19 protein-coding genes are annotated in these 18,782 nt (G+C 47.5%); all 19 read left to right on the top strand.

Annotation, left to right across the window (positions count from 1 at the left end; translation table 11 throughout):
* The first annotated feature begins 95 nt into the window (after nt 1–95).
* The 19 genes from tilS (at nt 96) to greA (ending at nt 18,752) form a co-directional block, all read left to right on the top strand.
* On the top strand, nt 96–1,535 hold the full coding sequence (tilS, locus tag PWYN_RS11330; protein ID WP_036651567.1) for a tRNA lysidine(34) synthetase TilS: 1,440 nt from the start codon (nt 96–98) through the stop codon (nt 1,533–1,535).
* Between the two features lie 45 nt (nt 1,536–1,580).
* A complete protein-coding gene (gene hpt / locus PWYN_RS11325) occupies nt 1,581–2,120 on the top strand; it encodes a hypoxanthine phosphoribosyltransferase (protein ID WP_036651565.1) in 540 nt (179 codons plus the stop codon).
* Between the two features lie 108 nt (nt 2,121–2,228).
* Nucleotides 2,229–4,283 (top strand): ATP-dependent zinc metalloprotease FtsH, encoded by a 2,055-nt coding sequence (gene ftsH, locus PWYN_RS11320; RefSeq protein ID WP_036651562.1) that lies wholly within the window; start codon nt 2,229–2,231, stop codon nt 4,281–4,283.
* 219 nt (nt 4,284–4,502) lie between these two features.
* A complete protein-coding gene (nadA, locus tag PWYN_RS11315; RefSeq protein WP_036651560.1) occupies nt 4,503–5,441 on the top strand; it encodes a quinolinate synthase NadA in 939 nt (312 codons plus the stop codon).
* Nucleotides 5,442–5,480: 39 nt separating this feature from the next.
* Nucleotides 5,481–7,097: an L-aspartate oxidase gene (gene nadB / locus PWYN_RS11310; protein WP_036651557.1), complete on the top strand. Its 1,617-nt coding sequence runs from the start codon at nt 5,481–5,483 to the stop codon at nt 7,095–7,097.
* A complete protein-coding gene (gene nadC, locus PWYN_RS11305) occupies nt 7,087–7,962 on the top strand; it encodes a carboxylating nicotinate-nucleotide diphosphorylase (protein WP_036651552.1) in 876 nt (291 codons plus the stop codon). Before nadB ends, nadC begins: the two co-directional genes overlap by 11 nt.
* A complete protein-coding gene (locus PWYN_RS11300) occupies nt 7,959–8,726 on the top strand; it encodes a type III pantothenate kinase (RefSeq protein WP_036651548.1) in 768 nt (255 codons plus the stop codon). The genes nadC and PWYN_RS11300 overlap by 4 nt, the downstream gene beginning before the upstream one ends.
* A 46-nt stretch (nt 8,727–8,772) precedes the next feature.
* Nucleotides 8,773–9,657: an Hsp33 family molecular chaperone HslO gene (gene hslO / locus PWYN_RS11295; protein WP_036651544.1), complete on the top strand. Its 885-nt coding sequence runs from the start codon at nt 8,773–8,775 to the stop codon at nt 9,655–9,657.
* An 8-nt stretch (nt 9,658–9,665) separates the two neighbouring features.
* Nucleotides 9,666–10,610 carry a peptidylprolyl isomerase gene (locus PWYN_RS11290; protein ID WP_084146684.1) on the top strand — a complete coding sequence of 315 codons (945 nt, stop codon included), beginning with the start codon at nt 9,666–9,668 and terminating at the stop codon, nt 10,608–10,610.
* 235 nt (nt 10,611–10,845) lie between these two features.
* Nucleotides 10,846–11,784, top strand: a complete 939-nt coding sequence (gene cysK, locus PWYN_RS11285) for a cysteine synthase A (RefSeq protein WP_036651538.1) — start codon at nt 10,846–10,848, stop codon at nt 11,782–11,784.
* 195 nt (nt 11,785–11,979) lie between these two features.
* On the top strand, nt 11,980–13,572 hold the full coding sequence (locus PWYN_RS11280) for an anthranilate synthase component I family protein (protein WP_036651534.1): 1,593 nt from the start codon (nt 11,980–11,982) through the stop codon (nt 13,570–13,572).
* Nucleotides 13,569–14,150: an aminodeoxychorismate/anthranilate synthase component II gene (pabA, locus tag PWYN_RS11275; protein ID WP_036651531.1), complete on the top strand. Its 582-nt coding sequence runs from the start codon at nt 13,569–13,571 to the stop codon at nt 14,148–14,150. The genes PWYN_RS11280 and pabA overlap by 4 nt, the downstream gene beginning before the upstream one ends.
* Nucleotides 14,147–15,028, top strand: a complete 882-nt coding sequence (gene pabC / locus PWYN_RS11270; RefSeq protein WP_036651529.1) for an aminodeoxychorismate lyase — start codon at nt 14,147–14,149, stop codon at nt 15,026–15,028. Before pabA ends, pabC begins: the two co-directional genes overlap by 4 nt.
* A complete protein-coding gene (gene folP / locus PWYN_RS11265; protein ID WP_036651526.1) occupies nt 15,025–15,885 on the top strand; it encodes a dihydropteroate synthase in 861 nt (286 codons plus the stop codon). The genes pabC and folP overlap by 4 nt, the downstream gene beginning before the upstream one ends.
* Before the next feature lie 31 nt (nt 15,886–15,916).
* Nucleotides 15,917–16,279 carry a dihydroneopterin aldolase gene (folB, locus tag PWYN_RS11260; protein ID WP_036651524.1) on the top strand — a complete coding sequence of 121 codons (363 nt, stop codon included), beginning with the start codon at nt 15,917–15,919 and terminating at the stop codon, nt 16,277–16,279.
* Between the two features lie 10 nt (nt 16,280–16,289).
* Nucleotides 16,290–16,838, top strand: coding sequence for a 2-amino-4-hydroxy-6-hydroxymethyldihydropteridine diphosphokinase (gene folK, locus PWYN_RS11255; protein ID WP_036651522.1), 549 nt, complete (start codon nt 16,290–16,292; stop codon nt 16,836–16,838).
* Entirely contained in the window at nt 16,790–16,999 is a 210-nt protein-coding gene (locus PWYN_RS28680; RefSeq protein WP_036651520.1) for a helix-turn-helix domain-containing protein, read from the top strand. Before folK ends, PWYN_RS28680 begins: the two co-directional genes overlap by 49 nt.
* A 28-nt stretch (nt 17,000–17,027) precedes the next feature.
* Nucleotides 17,028–18,050: a tRNA dihydrouridine synthase DusB gene (dusB, locus tag PWYN_RS11245; RefSeq protein ID WP_036651516.1), complete on the top strand. Its 1,023-nt coding sequence runs from the start codon at nt 17,028–17,030 to the stop codon at nt 18,048–18,050.
* Nucleotides 18,051–18,272: 222 nt separating this feature from the next.
* Nucleotides 18,273–18,752 carry a transcription elongation factor GreA gene (greA, locus tag PWYN_RS11240; RefSeq protein ID WP_036651513.1) on the top strand — a complete coding sequence of 160 codons (480 nt, stop codon included), beginning with the start codon at nt 18,273–18,275 and terminating at the stop codon, nt 18,750–18,752.
* Nucleotides 18,753–18,782 lie beyond the last annotated feature (30 nt).

Here is an 18,782-nt window from a genome sequence, read left to right as displayed (position 1 = left end):
TACAGCCGGTATGCTGATCTATTATAAAAAGTATAAGAATAATCCACAGAGTTAAACAAACTCATATTCTTATATTTCAGGAAAGGGAGCCGGATATGGAACAAATGAATGGATTAGTGGATGCAGTAATTGACGCTGCAGCGGAGCATGGGCTGTGGGAGCCGCACGATACCATTGTAGTCGCAGTTTCCGGAGGTCCGGATTCTGTGGCTCTTTTGCATGTATTGCACGAAATATCCTTAAATAGGACACCCTTAACCTTAGTATGTGCCCATGTGAATCATGGATTTAGAGCGGAGTCCCGTCAGGAGGCTGAATTTGTCCGTAAACTGGCTAAGGAGCTGGGCATTGCTTTTGAGATGGCCGAATTTGATATCCCAGATTACATTAAGAAGAGCGGATTGGGCGCTCAGGAGGCGGCACGCAAGAAGCGTTATGAATTCCTTATAGACACTGCTCAGCAATACGGAGCGGTATCTGTGGCTTTGGCACATCATGCTGATGATCAGGCAGAGACTGTGCTAATGCGTTTGTTGCGCGGAAGCGGTCTGTCAGGGTTGGCCGGTATGCGATGGAAAAGAACCGAAAAAAAGGTGGAACTCATCCGCCCTTTTCTTCGTATTAACAAAACAGCTCTTATAGAGCTATGTCAGAGCCACGGCTTTCCCTATGCCGAGGATGCCAGTAATAGACAGGTAAAATATAAACGAAATGCCGTCAGGCTTGAGGTGCTGCCTTTTCTGGAAAGGTATAACGGAAGACTGAATCAGTCACTTACGCAACTGGCAGAGATTGTCGGAGCCGAAGATGAATTTATGGAAGCAGCCACCGCAAAATGCTTTCAAGAACTGGTCAGAACCGGTAAAGGTGAATATGCCTTTGACAGGGCTTCTTTTGCCCCCGTGCCCTCCGCTTTACAACGGCGTTTGATTAAACTAATATTAAATTATCTGTCGGCGGACCATCCAGTGTTTGATTTTAATAAAATCGAAGCTGTACGCCGGGGAGCGCTGCAGGACCATCCCACTTCATGGAGTCTTGACTTAGGCGGTGGCCTGACCTGTATGCGGCAATATGACACCATTTTGTTCTCGTCCAAGCCTCCGAAGCAGCAGGCAAGCTATACATATCGGCTTTCTTTACCCGAATCTCAGCTTAATTTAAGTGAAATTGGGAAAGTGTTGACGATGACTGTGCTGGAGAGAGAAAGCTTTTTGGTTCAAGGGGAAGGTTCAGGAAAGATGTCGGCATGGTTCGACGTTCGTGAACTGGTTTTTCCGCTGACGATTCGTTCCAGACTGCCCGGAGATATCATAAAAGTCATGGGATTAAACGGAAGCAAAAAGGTAAAAGATATTTACATTGATGATAAAATACCTTCTTCCGAACGCTCTCTTATTCCCTTGGTTTGTGATGGTGTGGGCAATATCGTCTGGATTCCGGGCATAAGACGCTCAATCCATGCCGCAGTAGGGCGGCAAACGCAGGACGTGCTTCTCCTGTCCCTTGAAGAGGCAGATGGAGAAGGATCGTAATGGTTGAAGTAAATCTTTCATAGTATAACTTAGGAGGTTCGCAAGTTGCAGAACGATATTCAAGAGATCTTGATCAGCGAAGAGGAAATACAACAAAGAATTAAAGAGCTCGGTGCAGTGCTGAGTGCAGAATATGTGGGACGTACCCCTTTGGTCATTTGTGTATTAAAGGGAGCATTCATTTTTATGGCCGATTTGGTTAAAGTTATTACGGTACCTGTTGAAATGGATTTTATGGCCGTATCCAGTTATGGAGCATCAACCAAATCCTCCGGTGTTGTTAAGATCATTAAGGATCTAGATGTGCCGGTTGAAGGACGCGACGTGCTGATTGTTGAAGATATTATCGACAGCGGTCTTACGCTCAGCTATTTAATTGAACTGCTTCGCAACCGCAATGCGGCTTCGATTTCAGTGGTGACTCTGTTTGATAAACCAGCTGGACGTACGGTGGATCTCGAAGCGGATTACACTGGTTTTGTTCTTCCTGACGAGTTCGTAGTGGGCTATGGTCTTGATTATGCCGAGTTATATCGGAATCTCCCCTACATCGGAGTACTAAAGCCTGAGATTTATTCCAAGTGACCTATAGACAGCCTTTGATCATATGGATCTAATAACGGGACGTCCACTATTTGAGGTGTCCCAACAGGCTATGGTACAATAACTTAAGCGTGTGAGAGGAGGTAGGGGATGAATCGGTTCATCCGGAATTCTGGTTTTTATTTGATTTTATTTTTAGTCGTGGTGGGCATAGTCCAATTTGTAAGTAATGGGAACGAAGCCGCCGATTTCCCTAGATACGACGAACTTAGGCAGGAAATTAAGAGTGACAATGTGGAGAAATTGACGGTCCAGTTCGAGCAAAATGCCTTTTTGGTTACTGGTGAATATAGAAAGGCGCCTGCTGACTCTAAATCGAAAAGCTTCTCCACATATATTCCTCCTACAGATGCCGCTATCAATGAGCTGGTTAAAACCAGTGAAGAACACAATGTGCAATACACCCAGAAGAAAATGGAGGGTGACAGCATTTGGCTGACATTCTTTTCTTCGATTATCCCGCTCGTCATTATGTTTGCCCTCTTCTTCTTCTTGTTCAATCAGACACAGGGCGGCGGCGGGAAGGTAATGAACTTCGGCAAGAGCAAAGCCCGGTTATATAATGAAGAGAAGAAGAAAATCAGCTTTGAGGATGTTGCAGGGGCTGATGAAGAGAAGCAAGAGCTTGTGGAGGTCGTGGAATTCCTAAAGGATCCGCGTAAATTTGCTGCTGTTGGTGCCCGTATACCTAAGGGTGTACTGCTTGTGGGTCCTCCCGGAACCGGTAAAACATTGCTGGCCCGTGCGGTAGCAGGTGAAGCTGGTGTTCCATTCTTCAGTATCTCAGGTTCTGACTTTGTGGAAATGTTTGTTGGTGTCGGCGCTTCACGTGTTCGCGACTTGTTCGAGAATGCCAAGAAGAACGCACCTTGTATCATCTTCATCGATGAAATTGATGCAGTAGGCCGTCAACGCGGCGCCGGACTCGGCGGCGGACATGACGAACGCGAGCAGACCCTTAATCAGTTGCTCGTTGAGATGGATGGTTTCGGTGGTAACGAAGGTATTATTATCGTTGCTGCAACTAACCGTGCTGATATTCTCGATCCTGCCTTGCTTCGCCCAGGACGTTTTGACCGACAAATTACGGTTGACCGCCCTGATGTGAGGGGCCGTGAAGCTGTACTTAAGGTTCACTCCCGCAATAAGCCGCTTACGAACGATGTAAGACTTGATGTTGTTGCTAAGCGTACTACCGGATTTACGGGTGCGGATCTGGAGAACCTTCTTAACGAAGCCGCGCTGCTTGCAGCACGTCGTAATCGTAAGGATATCTCCATGAAAGAAGTCGACGAAGCCATTGACCGTGTAATCGTAGGTACTGAGAAACGCAGCCGCGTGATTAGTGACCGCGAGAAACGCATCGTAGCTTATCACGAAGCGGGTCATACTATCGTAGGATATTTCCTGGAGCATGCCGATATCGTACACAAGGTAACTATCATTCCGCGCGGACGCGCTGGTGGATATGTAATCATGCTGCCGAAGGAAGATCGGATGATCGTTACCAAGCAGGAACTGCTTGATAAAGTAACAGGTCTCCTGGGTGGCCGGGTAGCCGAAGAATTATTCATCGGTGAAATCGGCACAGGCGCATATAGTGACTTCCAGCAAGCAACCCGTATTGTACGGGCGATGATTATGGAATATGGTATGAGTGAGAAGCTTGGTCCTATGCAGTTCGGCACATCCCAAGGTCAAGTATTCCTTGGTCGTGATATCGGACATGAACAGAACTATAGTGATTCTATCGCTTATGAAATTGATCAAGAAATGCAGAACTTCATTCGTCAAAGCTACGAGCGTTGTAAAGATCTCCTGATCAAGCATTCCAAAGAAATGCACCTGATTGCGAACACCTTGTTAGAGAAAGAAACTCTTGAACTAGATCAGATTAAAGAGCTGATTGAGCAAGGATTTCTGAATGAAGACGGTGTCTCGCTAGAAGGCGAAGGGGTTGCGATTGAGGTTGGAGAAGCGACCATCGACACCATCGGCGATGTACGGGTTCGTATTCAAGGTAAGACTGGCGAGAACCCGTCCCCACTTGGAGATTTGACCAAAGACATTCCTGGCCAATCGGAGACGGATGGCGAGAACGATCCAGAAGACGGCAATAAAGGCGGCGGCGGAAGCCTGGTCTAAAGTGCCTCATCCCTCATGTGCAGGAACACAAAACCGGAGAACATAACTGTTCTCCGGTTTTTTAGTCTCTATAAATTGGCAAAATTCTAAGCTTAACGCCACACCCGTTTACATTGACAGGGCGAAGATCGTTGTGTACATTAATGATTAATATATTAGTTACATTTTAAATGATGCGCTGGCGTAACTGCGGCGAAGATATAAGGGGGAAAATGAACAGTGGAAGCTCTAGCGCTGGAGCGCAAGCAGGAACAGAATCGGGAACTGCGTGTACGCCTGGAACAGCTTAAGAAGGAACGCAATGCTATCATTTTGGCTCATTATTATCAACGGGATGAAATTCAAGAGGTTGCCGATTTTAGGGGTGACTCATTTTTGTTAGCTCAAAAAGCCGCTGAGACCGATGCAGAAGTCATTGTGTTCTGTGGTGTTCATTTTATGGGTGAGAGTGCTAAAATTCTTGCACCTAATAAAATAGTGCTCATTCCTGATGAGCGTGCAGGCTGCCCTATGGCTGATATGGTCAATGTAGATGGCTTGCGTAAGCTGAAAGCTCAGCATCCTAATGCTAAAGTGGTTACCTATATCAATTCCTCGGCTGAAATCAAAGCAGAGACTGATATTTGCTGTACCTCTGCGAATGCTGTAAAAGTCATCGAGTCGCTGGATGCTGAAGAAATTATATGGGTACCGGATAAAAATCTCGGACAATATGTCCAAGATCAAACCGGCAAAAAGCTGATCATTTGGGAAGGCTACTGCAATACCCATGATATGCTTACCGTCAAGGATGTAAATGAGATGAGAGCAAAGTATCCTGAAGCAGAATTTGTGGTTCACCCTGAATGCCGCCCAGAGGTTGTTGCTATGGGGGACTATGTGGGGAGCACTACATCTATTCTTGAATATTGCCGTAAATCGGACCGTAAGCAGTTTATCGTCGGAACAGAAGACGGTACTGGATACCAACTGCGTAAAGACAGCCCGGATAAAGAGTTCCATTTTGCCACGAAGTTCCTTGTATGCCCTAATATGAAAGTTAATAATCTAAAAAAACTGGTGAAATGCCTGGAGACGATGAAACCGCAAATTTACGTTCCGCCTGCTGTCGCCGACAAAGCCAGAACTTCCCTAGAGCGCATGCTACAAGTACGGTAGCATGCGCTACTCTTTCGTTGAAACAGGTGAAAAGCGGTCATGATTCCACAATATCTGGTAGATTTCGACCTGCAGGAGATTCCTACCATTAATACGGATTGTATTATTGTCGGTTCAGGGATTGCCGGTTTATTCGCAGCTATTAAGGCTAGCCGAGATCGGCGTGTCATTTTGATTACCAAGAAATCTGTAATGGAGAGCAATACCCGTTACGCACAGGGGGGAATTGCAGCCGTTATAGCTGAGGATGACTCACCGGAGTATCATCGGCAGGATACGTTAATGGCCGGAGCAGGACTTTGTTCTTCAGCTGCAGTTAATGTCCTGGTTAATGAGGGGCCGGAGGGCGTGCATGAACTTATCCGTTTAGGCACATTATTTGATCAGGAAGACGGCGTGTTGGCGTTGACCCAGGAAGGGGCACATAGCCACCGTCGTATTTTGCATGCCAACGGGGATGCAACCGGGTATGAAATTGTCCGGGCGTTGGCGGAGCAGGTCGAGGAGAATGACAATATTGAGATATGGGATGATCACTATGTGATTGATCTTATTACCGATGCAGGCGAATGCAGAGGCGTCTTGATGCAGCAGCCCGGAGGAGGCCGTTTATTCCTCCAAGCAGATGCAACCATTCTTTGTTCAGGCGGAGCAGGACAGCTCTATCGTTACACTACTAATCCAGAGGTGGCCACCGGTGACGGGGTTGCTATTGCCTACCGGGCTGGAGCTCATATTCGGGATATGGAGTTTATTCAATTCCACCCAACAGCATTAAGTTATCCCGGAGCCCCGCGTTTTCTGATTTCGGAGGCGGTACGGGGAGAAGGTGCTGTGTTACGTAATATCCACGGTGAGCGATTTATGGATCGATATCATGAATTGCTGGAGCTGGCCCCGCGCGATATCGTCGCTCGAGCTATCGTTAGTGAGATGGAAATAACCAAGTCCACGTTTGTGTATTTGGATATAACGCACGAATCTCCAGATATGGTGAAACATCGATTCCCGACTATATATGAGACATGTATGAGTTATGGCCTTGATATTACAAGTGATTGGATTCCTGTCGCTCCCGCTGCGCATTATATGATGGGTGGCATCAAGACGGATTTGAACGGAGAGAGCAACATCTCCCGGCTTTTTGCCTGCGGAGAGGTCTCCTCTACTGGGGTACATGGAGCCAATCGTCTGGCCTCGAATTCACTTTCAGAGGCCATTGTATTTGGTCGTCGTATCATTGAACGTGTGAGACAGCTTCCCCCGCTTACGCGTAACAGCTTCTCGACTGACTTCATAGAAGCACGAACCGAACACCCGACCCAAGCCATTGTGGAACGGCGGCTGAAGCTGCAAAAGATTATGGTCCGCTATGTCGGACTGCGCCGTAATGAAGAAATGCTCACCAAAGGACTTGAAGAATTGAAAAGGCAGCTGCCGATCTTCGGGTCAGTACTGACAAAACGTGAAGAATACGAATTTGCAAATATGCTGACCTGCTGTCTACTGGTAACGGAGTCGGCATTGGCGCGTGAGGAGAGCCGCGGAGCCCATTACCGTGAGGATTTTCCGCAGCGTAATGATACGCAGTGGCGTAAGCATTTGCTCCAAATTCGCGATCTGGGAATAGTGGAGGAATTAAGCGATGATGTTTAACGGATATAATGAAGAACTAGTGCAATCCATCAAGGGCTGGCTGCAGGAAGATGTGGGATCCGGAGACGTGACTACCCAAACTACAATTGTTGCTGGACATGAGTCCAAAGGAATTATTCATGCGAAGGAAGCCGGAGTCATCTGTGGACTTCCCGTAGCCGAGCTGGTTTTCGAGGTAGTGGACCCAACCTTAACCTTTACAGCTATGGTTCAAGAGGGTCAGATGGTTGCCAAGGGCACAGTTCTTGCTGAGGTAGAAGGCAGTACACATGCTATTTTGACCGGGGAAAGGCTTGCGCTTAATCTAATGCAGCGATTGTCAGGCGTTGCCACACGGACGTCCTCTTTCGTTCAGGCACTCGATGGACTGCCTACACGATTGGTTGATACGCGTAAGACAACACCGGGTCACAGGAGGCTGGAGAAATATGCAGTACGAGTCGGCGGTGGAGCTAATCACCGGTTCGGATTGTATGATGCCGTTATGATCAAAGATAATCATATTAAGGGAGCGGGCGGTATCCGTCAGGCCGTAGGACGTGCCCGTGCCAATATTCCGCATACAATGACTATTGAAGTTGAGACTGAAAGTCTGGAACAGGTTGAAGAGGCGATAGCTGCCGGAGCAGATATCATCATGCTCGACAATATGTCTCCCGATATGATGAGAGAAGCCGTCAAAAGAATTAAAGCCAAAGCTCCTCATGTTAAAACAGAGGCTTCGGGAAATGTGACACTGGAAACGGTACGCGATATGGCTGAGTCAGGAGTGGATGTCATCTCTGTGGGGCGGCTTACTTATTCTTTCTCCAGCCTGGATATCAGTCTGGATCTGAATGAGAAGAAGGAGGGCCCGCTATCATGATGCTCGCAGTCGATATCGGCAACACGAATATTGTGCTCGGTGTATATCGGGGGCGTGAGCTGCTGCATCATTTTCGGCTGAGTACTGCACGTCAATCAACCGTAGATGAATACGGAGTATTGATTCATAATCTATTTCATATGTCAGATCTCTCCACTAAGGATATAGAAGGGGTTATTATCTCTTCGGTTGTTCCCCCGCTGGTTCAGGTGATCGTGGATATGTGTGTAAAATATATTGGTCATGACCCCTTGCTTGTAGGGCCTGGAATTAAGACAGGGCTTAACCTTCGCTATGAGAATCCACGGGAAGTGGGTGCTGATCGAATTGTGAATGCAGTAGCCGCTATCGAACAATATAAATGCCCGCTCGTTGTTGTTGACTTCGGGACAGCAACAACGTTTGACTGTATTGATGCGGGTGCCAATTATCTCGGCGGTGCTATTGTTCCCGGGCTTGGTATCTCTACAGAAGCCTTATACCAACGGGCTTCCAAGCTGCCGCGCATTGAGTTGGAGAAACCTAAGAAGGTTATCGGCCGCAACACCGTACATGCCATGCAGGCAGGGATTATTTTTGGTTATGCAGGCCAAGTCGAAGGCATTGTAAGACGAATAAAGGTGGAAATGAATGCTCCGCATCTGAAAGTAATTGCAACAGGAGGTCTCGCCTCATTGATTGCCGGTGAAACAGAAAGTATAGATGAAGTGAATCCAATGCTTACACTTGAGGGTTTGCGCATCATTTATGACCGCAATAAATAAAGATAAAGAACACTAGAGATACAAGGAATAGGAGGAGTATGGGTCCATGGATAAAAAGAAAGATCGGCTGGTCCGGGGAACGGCGCTAAATGGTAAGGTTAGAGCTTTTGCCGTCCGTACAACAGAGCTCGTCGATGAATTGCGGCGCAGACATGATACGTACCCGACGGCTACAGCAGCCCTCGGCCGTACAGTTACCGCTGCGGCCATAATGGGAGCCATGCTCAAGGGTGAAGAAAAGCTGAATATAATAGTTAAAGGCAATGGACCGCTTGGACAAATTGTAGCGGATGCCAATGCTTTGGGAGAAGTACGGGGATATGTACATCATCCGCATGTTCATTTGCCAAGCAACAGCTTAGGTAAACTGGATGTGGCAGGCGCCGTAGGAACAGAAGGATACTTGGATGTAGTTAAGGATCTTGGAATGAAAGAACCCTACAGAGGCAGTGTTCCTATCATTTCTGGAGAACTTGGCGATGACTTCACGTACTACTTTGCTGTTTCCGAGCAGACTCCGGCTGCGGTTGGTTTGGGTGTGCTTGTGGATACGGACAACTCCGTTATCGTTGCTGGAGGCTTTATCATCCAGCTGCTTCCGGGACTGACAGATGCTGAGATTACAGAGATTGAACACACTATAAGCACCATGCCTTCGGTAACGACGTTACTGGATCAAGGTCTTGAGCCGGAGGATATGCTGCGGTTTCTTTTTCCGGATGCTGTTGTAATGGAAGAGCTGGATATTCGTTTTGCTTGTCAGTGTTCACGTGAACGAGTAGAGCAGACACTGGTCAGCCTGGGTAAGCAGGAAATGGAACGGTTAATTGAAGAGGATGAACAAGCTGAGGTGGTATGTCACTTTTGCAACGAAGCTTATGTATTTAATAAGGATGAAATGCAGGTCATTCTCGACCAAGCAAAATCGTAGGGTATGGGATGATGACGAGACAGGAACGAACACTGCGTAAGGCGGTGCTAATACTTGCTGCTGCGACTCTCCTGCTTGGGTTACTGCTTATTTGGAGCTTGCGAGCGGGTGGAGACAAAGAGAATAGCCGAAAAAGCGGTGAACCTGTAGAGGTTGCTTCCATCGGGGGCCAATCGGTTAGTGAACAGCAGTGGATGGATGAGCTTAGGAATAAGCATGGTGATGAAGTGCTATTGGGTATACTGAACCGTATAGCGGTTGAAAAGGAAGCCAAGGCACTGGGAATAAGCGTAACGGCAAAAGAAATTGATCAGGCACTTAGAAATACCATGGCCGGTTATAGCTCGGAACAGCAATACTACGCTCAAATGCAATCTGAGTTAGGATTATCTCGGCAGGAGGTTCGCGAAGAAAGGGTCTACCGTCTTACCCTGCAAGCCGTTGCTACTGCTGGTATTGTCATTAATGACTCGGATATTAACGAGTATCAGAAGCAGAACGAGGATCGTTTTCGTCCTAAAAAAATAATCGATCTCTCCATGATCAAGGTCCGAACCTATGCAGAGGCGGAAGGGGTCATGGATCGGCTGGATCGTGGTGAAGATTTCTCTGCGCTGGCAAAAGAGCTTTCTATCGATGAGGAAAGCGGCGCGCGGGGCGGAAGCCTGGGAGCCGTCGAGGAGGATGATCCATTTTGGCCGGAAGAGTTGCTCACGACAGCTGCGGGTCTCGATGCAGGGGATATAGCGGGTCCGCTTCAGGACGATGACAGCTACGCCGTCATTCGTGTTGAGCTTATTACATCGCCGGAAATACCAAGTGATGAAGAAATCAAGGCACAGATTCGCCGTGAAATGGCCCTTGAGCAGGCGGCTCCTTTGCAGCAGGTAGAAAGTGATTTACGAGCCAAATACGATGCGGCAATATATATTGACAATCGTCCACAAGATTGATAATATGATATTAATCTAAAACCTACTGATTTACTCGGAAATAACAACGGCGGCCGGTTACTTCAACCGCTGTGCAGCGCTCCAACTTGTGTGCTGCGGTATTGAATATCCTGGTGATAATATCCTTTATATAGAGGGATAAGCCGTTTTTTTATACACCCGGACTCACATGCTGAAGACGACGTCACAAGTTACGTACTTATACCCATTTATCATTTCAAGGAGGTTTTTGCTCATGGCTAAAGTCGTTAACAATGTAACAGAACTGATTGGGGGTACACCGCTTGTACGCCTAAACCGGGTTACACCCGAAGGAGCGGCGGATATCTATCTGAAGCTTGAATATCAGAACCCGGGCTCCAGCGTTAAAGACCGTATCGCAATTAGCATTGTCGAAGAAGCGGAGAAAGACGGACGCTTGAAACCGGGCGACACCATTGTGGAAGCCACTAGCGGTAACACAGGAATTGGCTTGGCTCTCGTAGCTGCAGCCAAAGGCTATAAAGTTGTTATTGTTATGCCAGAAACGATGAGCTTGGAGCGTCGTAATCTGCTGCGTGCTTATGGAGCTGAATTGGTACTAACTCCAGGATCTGAAGGTATGAACGGTGCTGTTAAGAAAGCAGAGCAAATTCTGAGCGAGAATCCTGGCTTCTTTATTGCTGAACAATTTAAGAATCCTGCCAACGTTAAGATTCACCGCGAAACGACTGGACCAGAAATCGTGGAAGCGATTGAATCTATCGGAGGAACACTGGATGCCTTCGTAGCGGGTATTGGTACAGGCGGTACTATCACCGGGGCTGGTGAAGTGTTGAAAGCGAGATTCCCTGACGTGAAGATCTATGCTGTAGAACCTGCTGCATCTCCAATTTTGGCGGGTGGCAAGCCGGGACCTCACAAGATTCAAGGAATTGGTGCTAACTTCATCCCTGAGATTCTGAATCAGAATATCTATGATGAAATCATCCATGTGGAGAACGATGAAGCCTTCGAAATGGCGCGTCGAGTTGCCAAAGAAGAAGGTATCTTAACAGGGATCTCTTCAGGAGCGGCAGTATCTGCAGCAATCAAGGTTGCTAAAGAACTGGGCGCCGGCAAACGTGTAGTCGTGATTATTCCAAGTAACGGAGAACGTTACCTGAGCACACCTTTGTACAACTTTGAAGTGTAATTGCCCGTGGATTAACTACAGCAATTATGTTTAATAAGAGCCTTCGCAATCACTAATAAGTGGCTGCGGGGGCTTTTTTAGGAAAAAAATGAAAATGAATAGGATTCTTTCAGCAATAAGGCTTTTCAAAAGTACTTAGGGTACAGTATACTGACAGGCAATATACTAATGGCGACAACATCTTGTTTTAGGGGGATGGACTTGGAGATTCTAACATCAAGGCAACAATGGGAGCAGTGGGCCGCAGAAGGCTGGACTATGCTGCCCTTTATTATAGAATCGGAGCGGGGAAAGGGAGGGTTGCCTTCCTCATGGAAAAAAGCATGGGAAATAGCTTCTCCATATTCTGTTGTGCTGGAGAGCGGCAAGGGCGGGCGCTTTACCTACTTAGGTCTAACTCCGGTATCTATTCTTGAAGGAAAGGATACAACTGCCGTAATTCTGGAACCGCTTGGCGATGAAACCGGTAGGGTACAGGAGATATCAAGACTGAATGGACAACCGCTGGATATTTTGGAGGCATGGATGTCCCCCTTCACGTCTCCGCGTATACAGTCGACGAGGATCCCCCCGTTTACAGGCGGTTGCTTCGGTTTTCTGGGATATGATGTGGTGCGTTCCCTGGAACGATTGCCGAATCTCGCCGAGGATAATCCCGGATTTCCGGATTTCCTTTTTATGAGAATGGAAGAAACATGGATATATGATCATGCGGAAGACAGGCTTTATTGCGCGCAGCATGTTCCAATCCCTGTAGATCAACCAAGGGAATTGGAAAAGCTATATCATACAGCTATAGTACGCAGCGAAGAAATGCTGAAAGAATGGAAACTGTTATCTACAGCTCCTTCTAATATGCAGGAGGCAGAGCCGGCAATTTCCGATTTGTATACTGACGCCTCGGGAGAATGGCCCGGTATGACCTCGGCTTTCTCCCGGGAGCCATTCGAAAAGGCCGTACTTGAAGTGCAGGAATACATTCGCCAAGGGGATGTATTCCAAGTGAATCTTTCCCTGCGTCAGGAGGCGCAGTTGAAGTCTTCGCCGGAGGATATTTACGAGTGGCTGCGCAAGCTCAATCCGTCCCCATACATGGGGCTTCTGCGGTCGCCAGGCTTTACGCTGTGCAGCGCATCGCCGGAGCTGCTTGTTAAGCTGCACGGGGACCGGGTGAGCGCTCGGCCTATCGCCGGTACCCGCCGCCGGGGACTGACTCCCGCGGAGGATGCCGCCATGGAGGCGGAGCTGCGCGGGAGCGATAAAGAGATCGCCGAGCATATCATGCTTGTCGATCTGGAGCGCAATGACATCGGCCGTGTCGCTGCATACGGCTCCGTCCGGGTGCCGGAGCTGATGACTGTGGAACGTTACTCGCATGTCATGCATCTAGTCTCCCAGGTAGAAGGCAAGATCGCGGAAGGCAAGGACACATACGATGTTATTGGAGCCTTGTTCCCGGGGGGGACGATTACAGGAGCGCCGAAGGTAAGAACGATGGAGATTATTGAAGAGCTGGAGCCGGTTCGTCGTGGACCCTATACGGGTTCGATGGGCTGGATTGACTATAACGGCAATATGGAATTAAATATTATTATAAGAACACTCGCTGTTAAAGACGGCATTGGATATATCCAGACAGGTGCCGGCATTGTTATTGATTCTGATCCCTATCGTGAGTACCGTGAATGCCACAATAAAGCCAAAGCGGTAGTGAAGGCTGTACTCTGCAGTGAACATGCGCAGGAATACCGGATCACCGAAGGCGCCGAAGGAGGAGCAACACCATGATCTTAGTCATCGACAATTATGATTCCTTTACCTATAACCTTGTTCAGTATTTGGGTGAGCTGGGAGAAGAGGTACAGGTATACCGCAATGATGAGATTAGTATTGAAGAGATTGAAAAGCTGGCACCGGATCATATTCTCATTTCTCCAGGGCCTTGTACACCTAATGAGGCGGGCATAAGTTTGGAAGTACTGCATCATTTTAAGGGTATCATTCCGATCTTTGGTGTTTGTCTCGGTCATCAGGCCATTGGACAAGCCTTTGGGGGGAATGTGATTCGTGCAGAGCGATTGATGCATGGCAAAACGTCACCGATTCATCATAAGGGGACATCCGTATTCGAAGGTCTGGAATCTCCATTTACAGCTACAAGGTATCACTCCCTGCTTGTAGAGCGTGAGAGTCTGCCGGATTGTCTGGAAATCACAGCGGAGACTGCAGAGGGAGAGATTATGGCACTGCGTCACAAGGATTATCCGATTGAAGGCGTGCAATTTCACCCTGAATCTATTATCACCTCGCATGGACACACCATGTTAAGCAATTTCCTGAAACGGAGAGCCGGAGAAACGGCATGAATTATATAGGAATGAATGAAGGCGTCATTGATGCCAAGGAAGCTGTGGTTTCTGTCTTGGACCATGGCCTTTTGTATGGGATGGGCCTGTTTGAGACATTCAGGACTTACGAGGGAGTGCCCTTCCTGCTTAATCAGCATTTAGACCGCATGAAAGCGGGCTGCCAGCAGTTAGGTATCCCTTTTAACATGGACCACGAGAAGCTGCTGGATTGGATTAAGCGACTGATGGGAAAAAACGGACTAAAGGAAGCCTATATTCGATATACGGTAACGGCTGGCGAGGATATCCTTGGATTACCTGCGGGAGACTACACCCATCCCAATCACATTCTCTATGCCAAAGCGCTGCCTGAATTACGGGAGCAGCTTTATACGCATGGTAAAGAACTGCAACTGTTGGACCTCCCGCGTAATACCCCGGAAGGTTCGATTCGCTTTAAATCACTGCACTATATGAATAATATATTGGCCAAACGGGAGCTTTCCACTTATCCTTCCGCTGCTCGTGGGGCAGATGGGCTGATGTTAACTCCTCAGGGTGTTGTAGCGGAGGGTATAGTCAGCAATCTTTTTTTTATAAAAAACGATGTGCTTTGTACGCCTGACGTATCAACAGGCATCCTACCCGGCATTACCCGGGAAATGGTGATAGCACTCGCCGTCCAGACAGGGCTTCAGGTAGAGGAAGGCCGCTACTCTTGGGAGCAACTAAAAGCGGCTGATGAGATATTCCTGACCAATTCCATTCAAGAAATAGTGCCTGTCACCTTGCTTTGTGAGAAAGAGGTACAGCACGTTGTCAGTGGAGGAAGGTCTGGACCTGTGACCACTCAATTGATTTTACTGTATAGGGGAAGGGCGGGTATATTCACATGAAACCGACTATATACAACCGAACGTACAGATTCGGCGATGATGCAGAGATTGCGTTAGGGAAGCGGACCTTAATTATGGGTATCCTTAATGTAACCCCCGATTCGTTTTCGGATGGAGGCTTATGGAATAATCGGGATCGGGCGGTAGAGCATGCATTAAGAATGGCTGCTGAGGGAGCGGATATTATTGATATCGGGGGAGAATCCACTCGTCCCGGTCATGATCCGGTTAGCTTAGATGAGGAATTGGCACGTGTACTGCCTATCATTGAAAGTATCCACTCCGCTGCACCTCATATTCCTATATCCATAGATACCTATAAAGCAGAAGTTGCACGCAAAGCCATCGCGGCTGGAGCACATATAATTAACGACGTGTGGGGCGGTAAAGCGGATCCGGAAATGGCAGGCATGATGGCAGCAGCCGATTGCCCCGTTATATTGATGCACAATAGGCATATTCGTAATTATATTAACTTAATACCCGATATCGTCGTTGATTTAAAAGAAAGCATCAACCTGGCTTTAGCCGCAGGTGTGCGGCATGAGAACATTATCTTGGATCCGGGGATTGGATTCGCCAAAGATTATCATCAGAACCTCCAGACAATGATGAATCTGGACACCTTAGCCGGACTTGGATTTCCGCTTCTACTAGCCACATCCCGCAAAAAATTCATTCGCACAGCGCTGAATCTTCCCGTTGATGATGTAGTGGAAGGTACGGCAGCAACAGTGGCCTTTGGAATAGCCCAAGGCTGTCAAATTGTACGCGTGCACGATGTAGCCCTAATTAAGCGAACTACTGTTATGAGTGATGCCATGTTATATGCGGAATCTTCAGCAGTGAAGTTATAAGACAACATACTTCGAAAAGGCGGTTGTTCCGATGGACAAAATGAAGATGCACCGAATGGAATATTACGGATATCACGGGGTATTTGAAGAAGAACGTAAACTGGGCCAGCGCTATTACATTGATTTGGAGCTGGAGCTGGATTTGCAAGGAGCAGGCCTGAGTGATGATCTGACACTTACGGTGAATTATGCCGAAGTGCATGAGCTTGTCAAAAGTATTGTCGAAAAAAAGTCCTTTAAGCTCATTGAAGCTTTAGGAGAATATATTGCATCCTCTGTACTGGACACTTATACTGTTATAAATGCAGTAACGGTCCAAGTGACCAAGCCGCATCCGCCGTTTGATATTCATTTTCAGGGAGTGACTGTTGAGCTGCGCAGAACTAGAAAGTGAGAATTAACCCATGACTATACATTCTACCTCTGAAGAATCAGAGGCTTATATTGCTTTAGGGGCCAACTTAGGTGATCGAAAAGGCACACTGGTTGAAGCTTTGAAACGGCTTAACAGCCATGAAGCCATCCGTGTGGTTCGTACTTCGGGTGTTTACGAGACAGAGCCGGTTGGCTATTTGGATCAACCGCAGTTTTTAAATATGGCGGCAGCAGTCAGAACGGTACTTACACCGGAAGCCTTGCTGGAAATCATGCTTGAGATTGAAAACGGGCTTGGGCGTACACGCGATATTCGTTACGGCCCGAGAACGGTAGATTTAGATTTGTTGTGGATGGAAGGGCGGTCAATGGACACCCCGCATTTAACGCTACCGCATCCGCGTATGCTGGAGCGCGCATTTGTACTCTTTCCTCTAAGCGATATCGTGCCGCAGGATGAAGGTTCTGGGCTCCACAGTATCGTTACGTCAGCGCTGCAGGACATAGATGGAAAGGATGGAATTCAGCTTTGGACAACAAGCGTTTGGGACGACGGGTTCGGGCATTCCGTAAACTGAAGGGATATACTCAACAGGAACTAGCGGATCGTACCGGTATTTCCTTGGCTGTGCTTGGCGCAGTCGAGAGGGGAAATAGACGGCTAGAAGATCAAATTTTAAATAAAATTGCGAGTGTTTTAGAGGTTTCAACCCAAGAGCTGGCAGACCCGACTATATAACATTTATAAAGCAAAGGAAGTGAAAGGTATGTTGAAGATTGGCAACATTGAGATGAAGAACCAGGTTGTTCTGGCTCCGATGGCTGGTGTATGTAACCCCGCGTTCAGACTTATTGCCAAGGAGTTCGGCACAGGATTGGTCTGTGCGGAAATGGTTAGTGATAAAGCGATTCTTCATGGGAATAAACGTACACGAGAAATGCTGTTTGTTGACGATCGTGAGAAACCGCTCAGTCTGCAGATTTTTGGCGGTGACCGTGAGTCTCTAGTCGAAGCAGCTAAAGTTGTCGATAAAGAGACCAATGCCGATATCATTGATATTAATATGGGTTGTCCTGTACCTAAGGTAACCAAATGTGATGCAGGGGCTCGATGGCTGCTCGATCCTGACAAGATTTACGAGATGGTCTCGGCTGTAGTAGATGCTGTAGATAAACCGGTGACTGTAAAAATGCGTATCGGTTGGGACAGCGAGCATATATTTGTTGAGGAGAACGCACGTGCAGTTGAACGCGCCGGGGGCCAAGCTGTAAGTGTTCATGGGCGGACACGGGAGCAGTTGTATACAGGTCATGCGGACTGGAATTATATCAAAATGGCTAAAGAGGCTGTCTCTATCCCGGTTATCGGTAACGGTGATGTCAATACGCCGGAGGATGCTCGGGCCATGCTGGATCAGACGGGCTGCGACGGTGTAATGATCGGGCGCGGCGCACTCGGAAATCCATGGATGCTGTATCGTACAATTCAATATTTGAGCACGGGTGAGCTGGTGCCTGAGCCGTCCGTAGCTGAGAAAATCAAAGTCGCTATCCTCCATATGGACCGTCTGGTGGCTCTCAAAGGTGAGGCCGTTGCTGTACGTGAAATGCGCAAGCATCTGGCTTGGTACCTGAAGGGCATGAAAGCAGCCGCACGCGTGAAGGATGTTATTATGGAAGAAACCAAGCGCGATGAAATGGTGCGGATTTTGAGTGATTTTGCCGAACAACTGAATTACGATGAGGAAAAAGGTATTGAGGACACAGGAGCGGTCTTATCGAGTGTATAACCTAATTCCTTTGCTTTGAGGACGCCAAAGCGGGTTCTTCTGAATTATACCAATCATTATATGGGGTATCATTGACATTTTGTAGCGGTTCCAATATAATTTCTCAGTATAAAATCGCCGTTACAGTAACAGCAATGCAGCAAGGAGGGTTCTTATCCCTCCAGATTCGCATATAGTTATGGTGTTTTCAATAAATGTATAACGACAGGAGAATCGGTTGAGATGAGCGATAAAGAAGTCATCCTTACACCGGACGGTCTAAGACGTCTGGAAGATGAATTGGAGACCCTCAAATCCGTTAAACGCCGCGAGGTGGCTGAGCGGATTAAGGTTGCGATTGGTTACGGTGATATCAGTGAGAACTCGGAATATGAAGACGCTAAGAATGAACAGGCTTTTATTGAAGGCCGCGTCATCACTCTAGAGAAGATGCTTCGCAATGCTCGTATCATTAATAGCAGCGAGATCGTTACCGACGTGGTGAGCATCGGTGTTACCGTAAATGTTCAGGATATGGAGTATGGCGATATCATGGAATATACGATTGTCGGCTCCGCTGAATCCGATCCGCTTAACAATAAGATTTCCAACGAAAGTCCGGTAGGCAAAGCTATTATCGGTAAGAAAAAGGGAACCGTTGTTGATGTAAGTGTACCTGCTGGCGTTATTCAATATAAAATCATCGATATTAAGATGAAGTAATCATTAACCTTCCTCTGGGTTACCTGCGCA

Source organism: Paenibacillus wynnii (assembly GCF_000757885.1).
GTDB lineage: Bacteria > Bacillota > Bacilli > Paenibacillales > Paenibacillaceae > Paenibacillus_AQ > Paenibacillus_AQ wynnii.
Note: the sequence above shows the minus strand (reverse complement) of the source record. Positions and strands in the feature narration are given on the sequence as shown.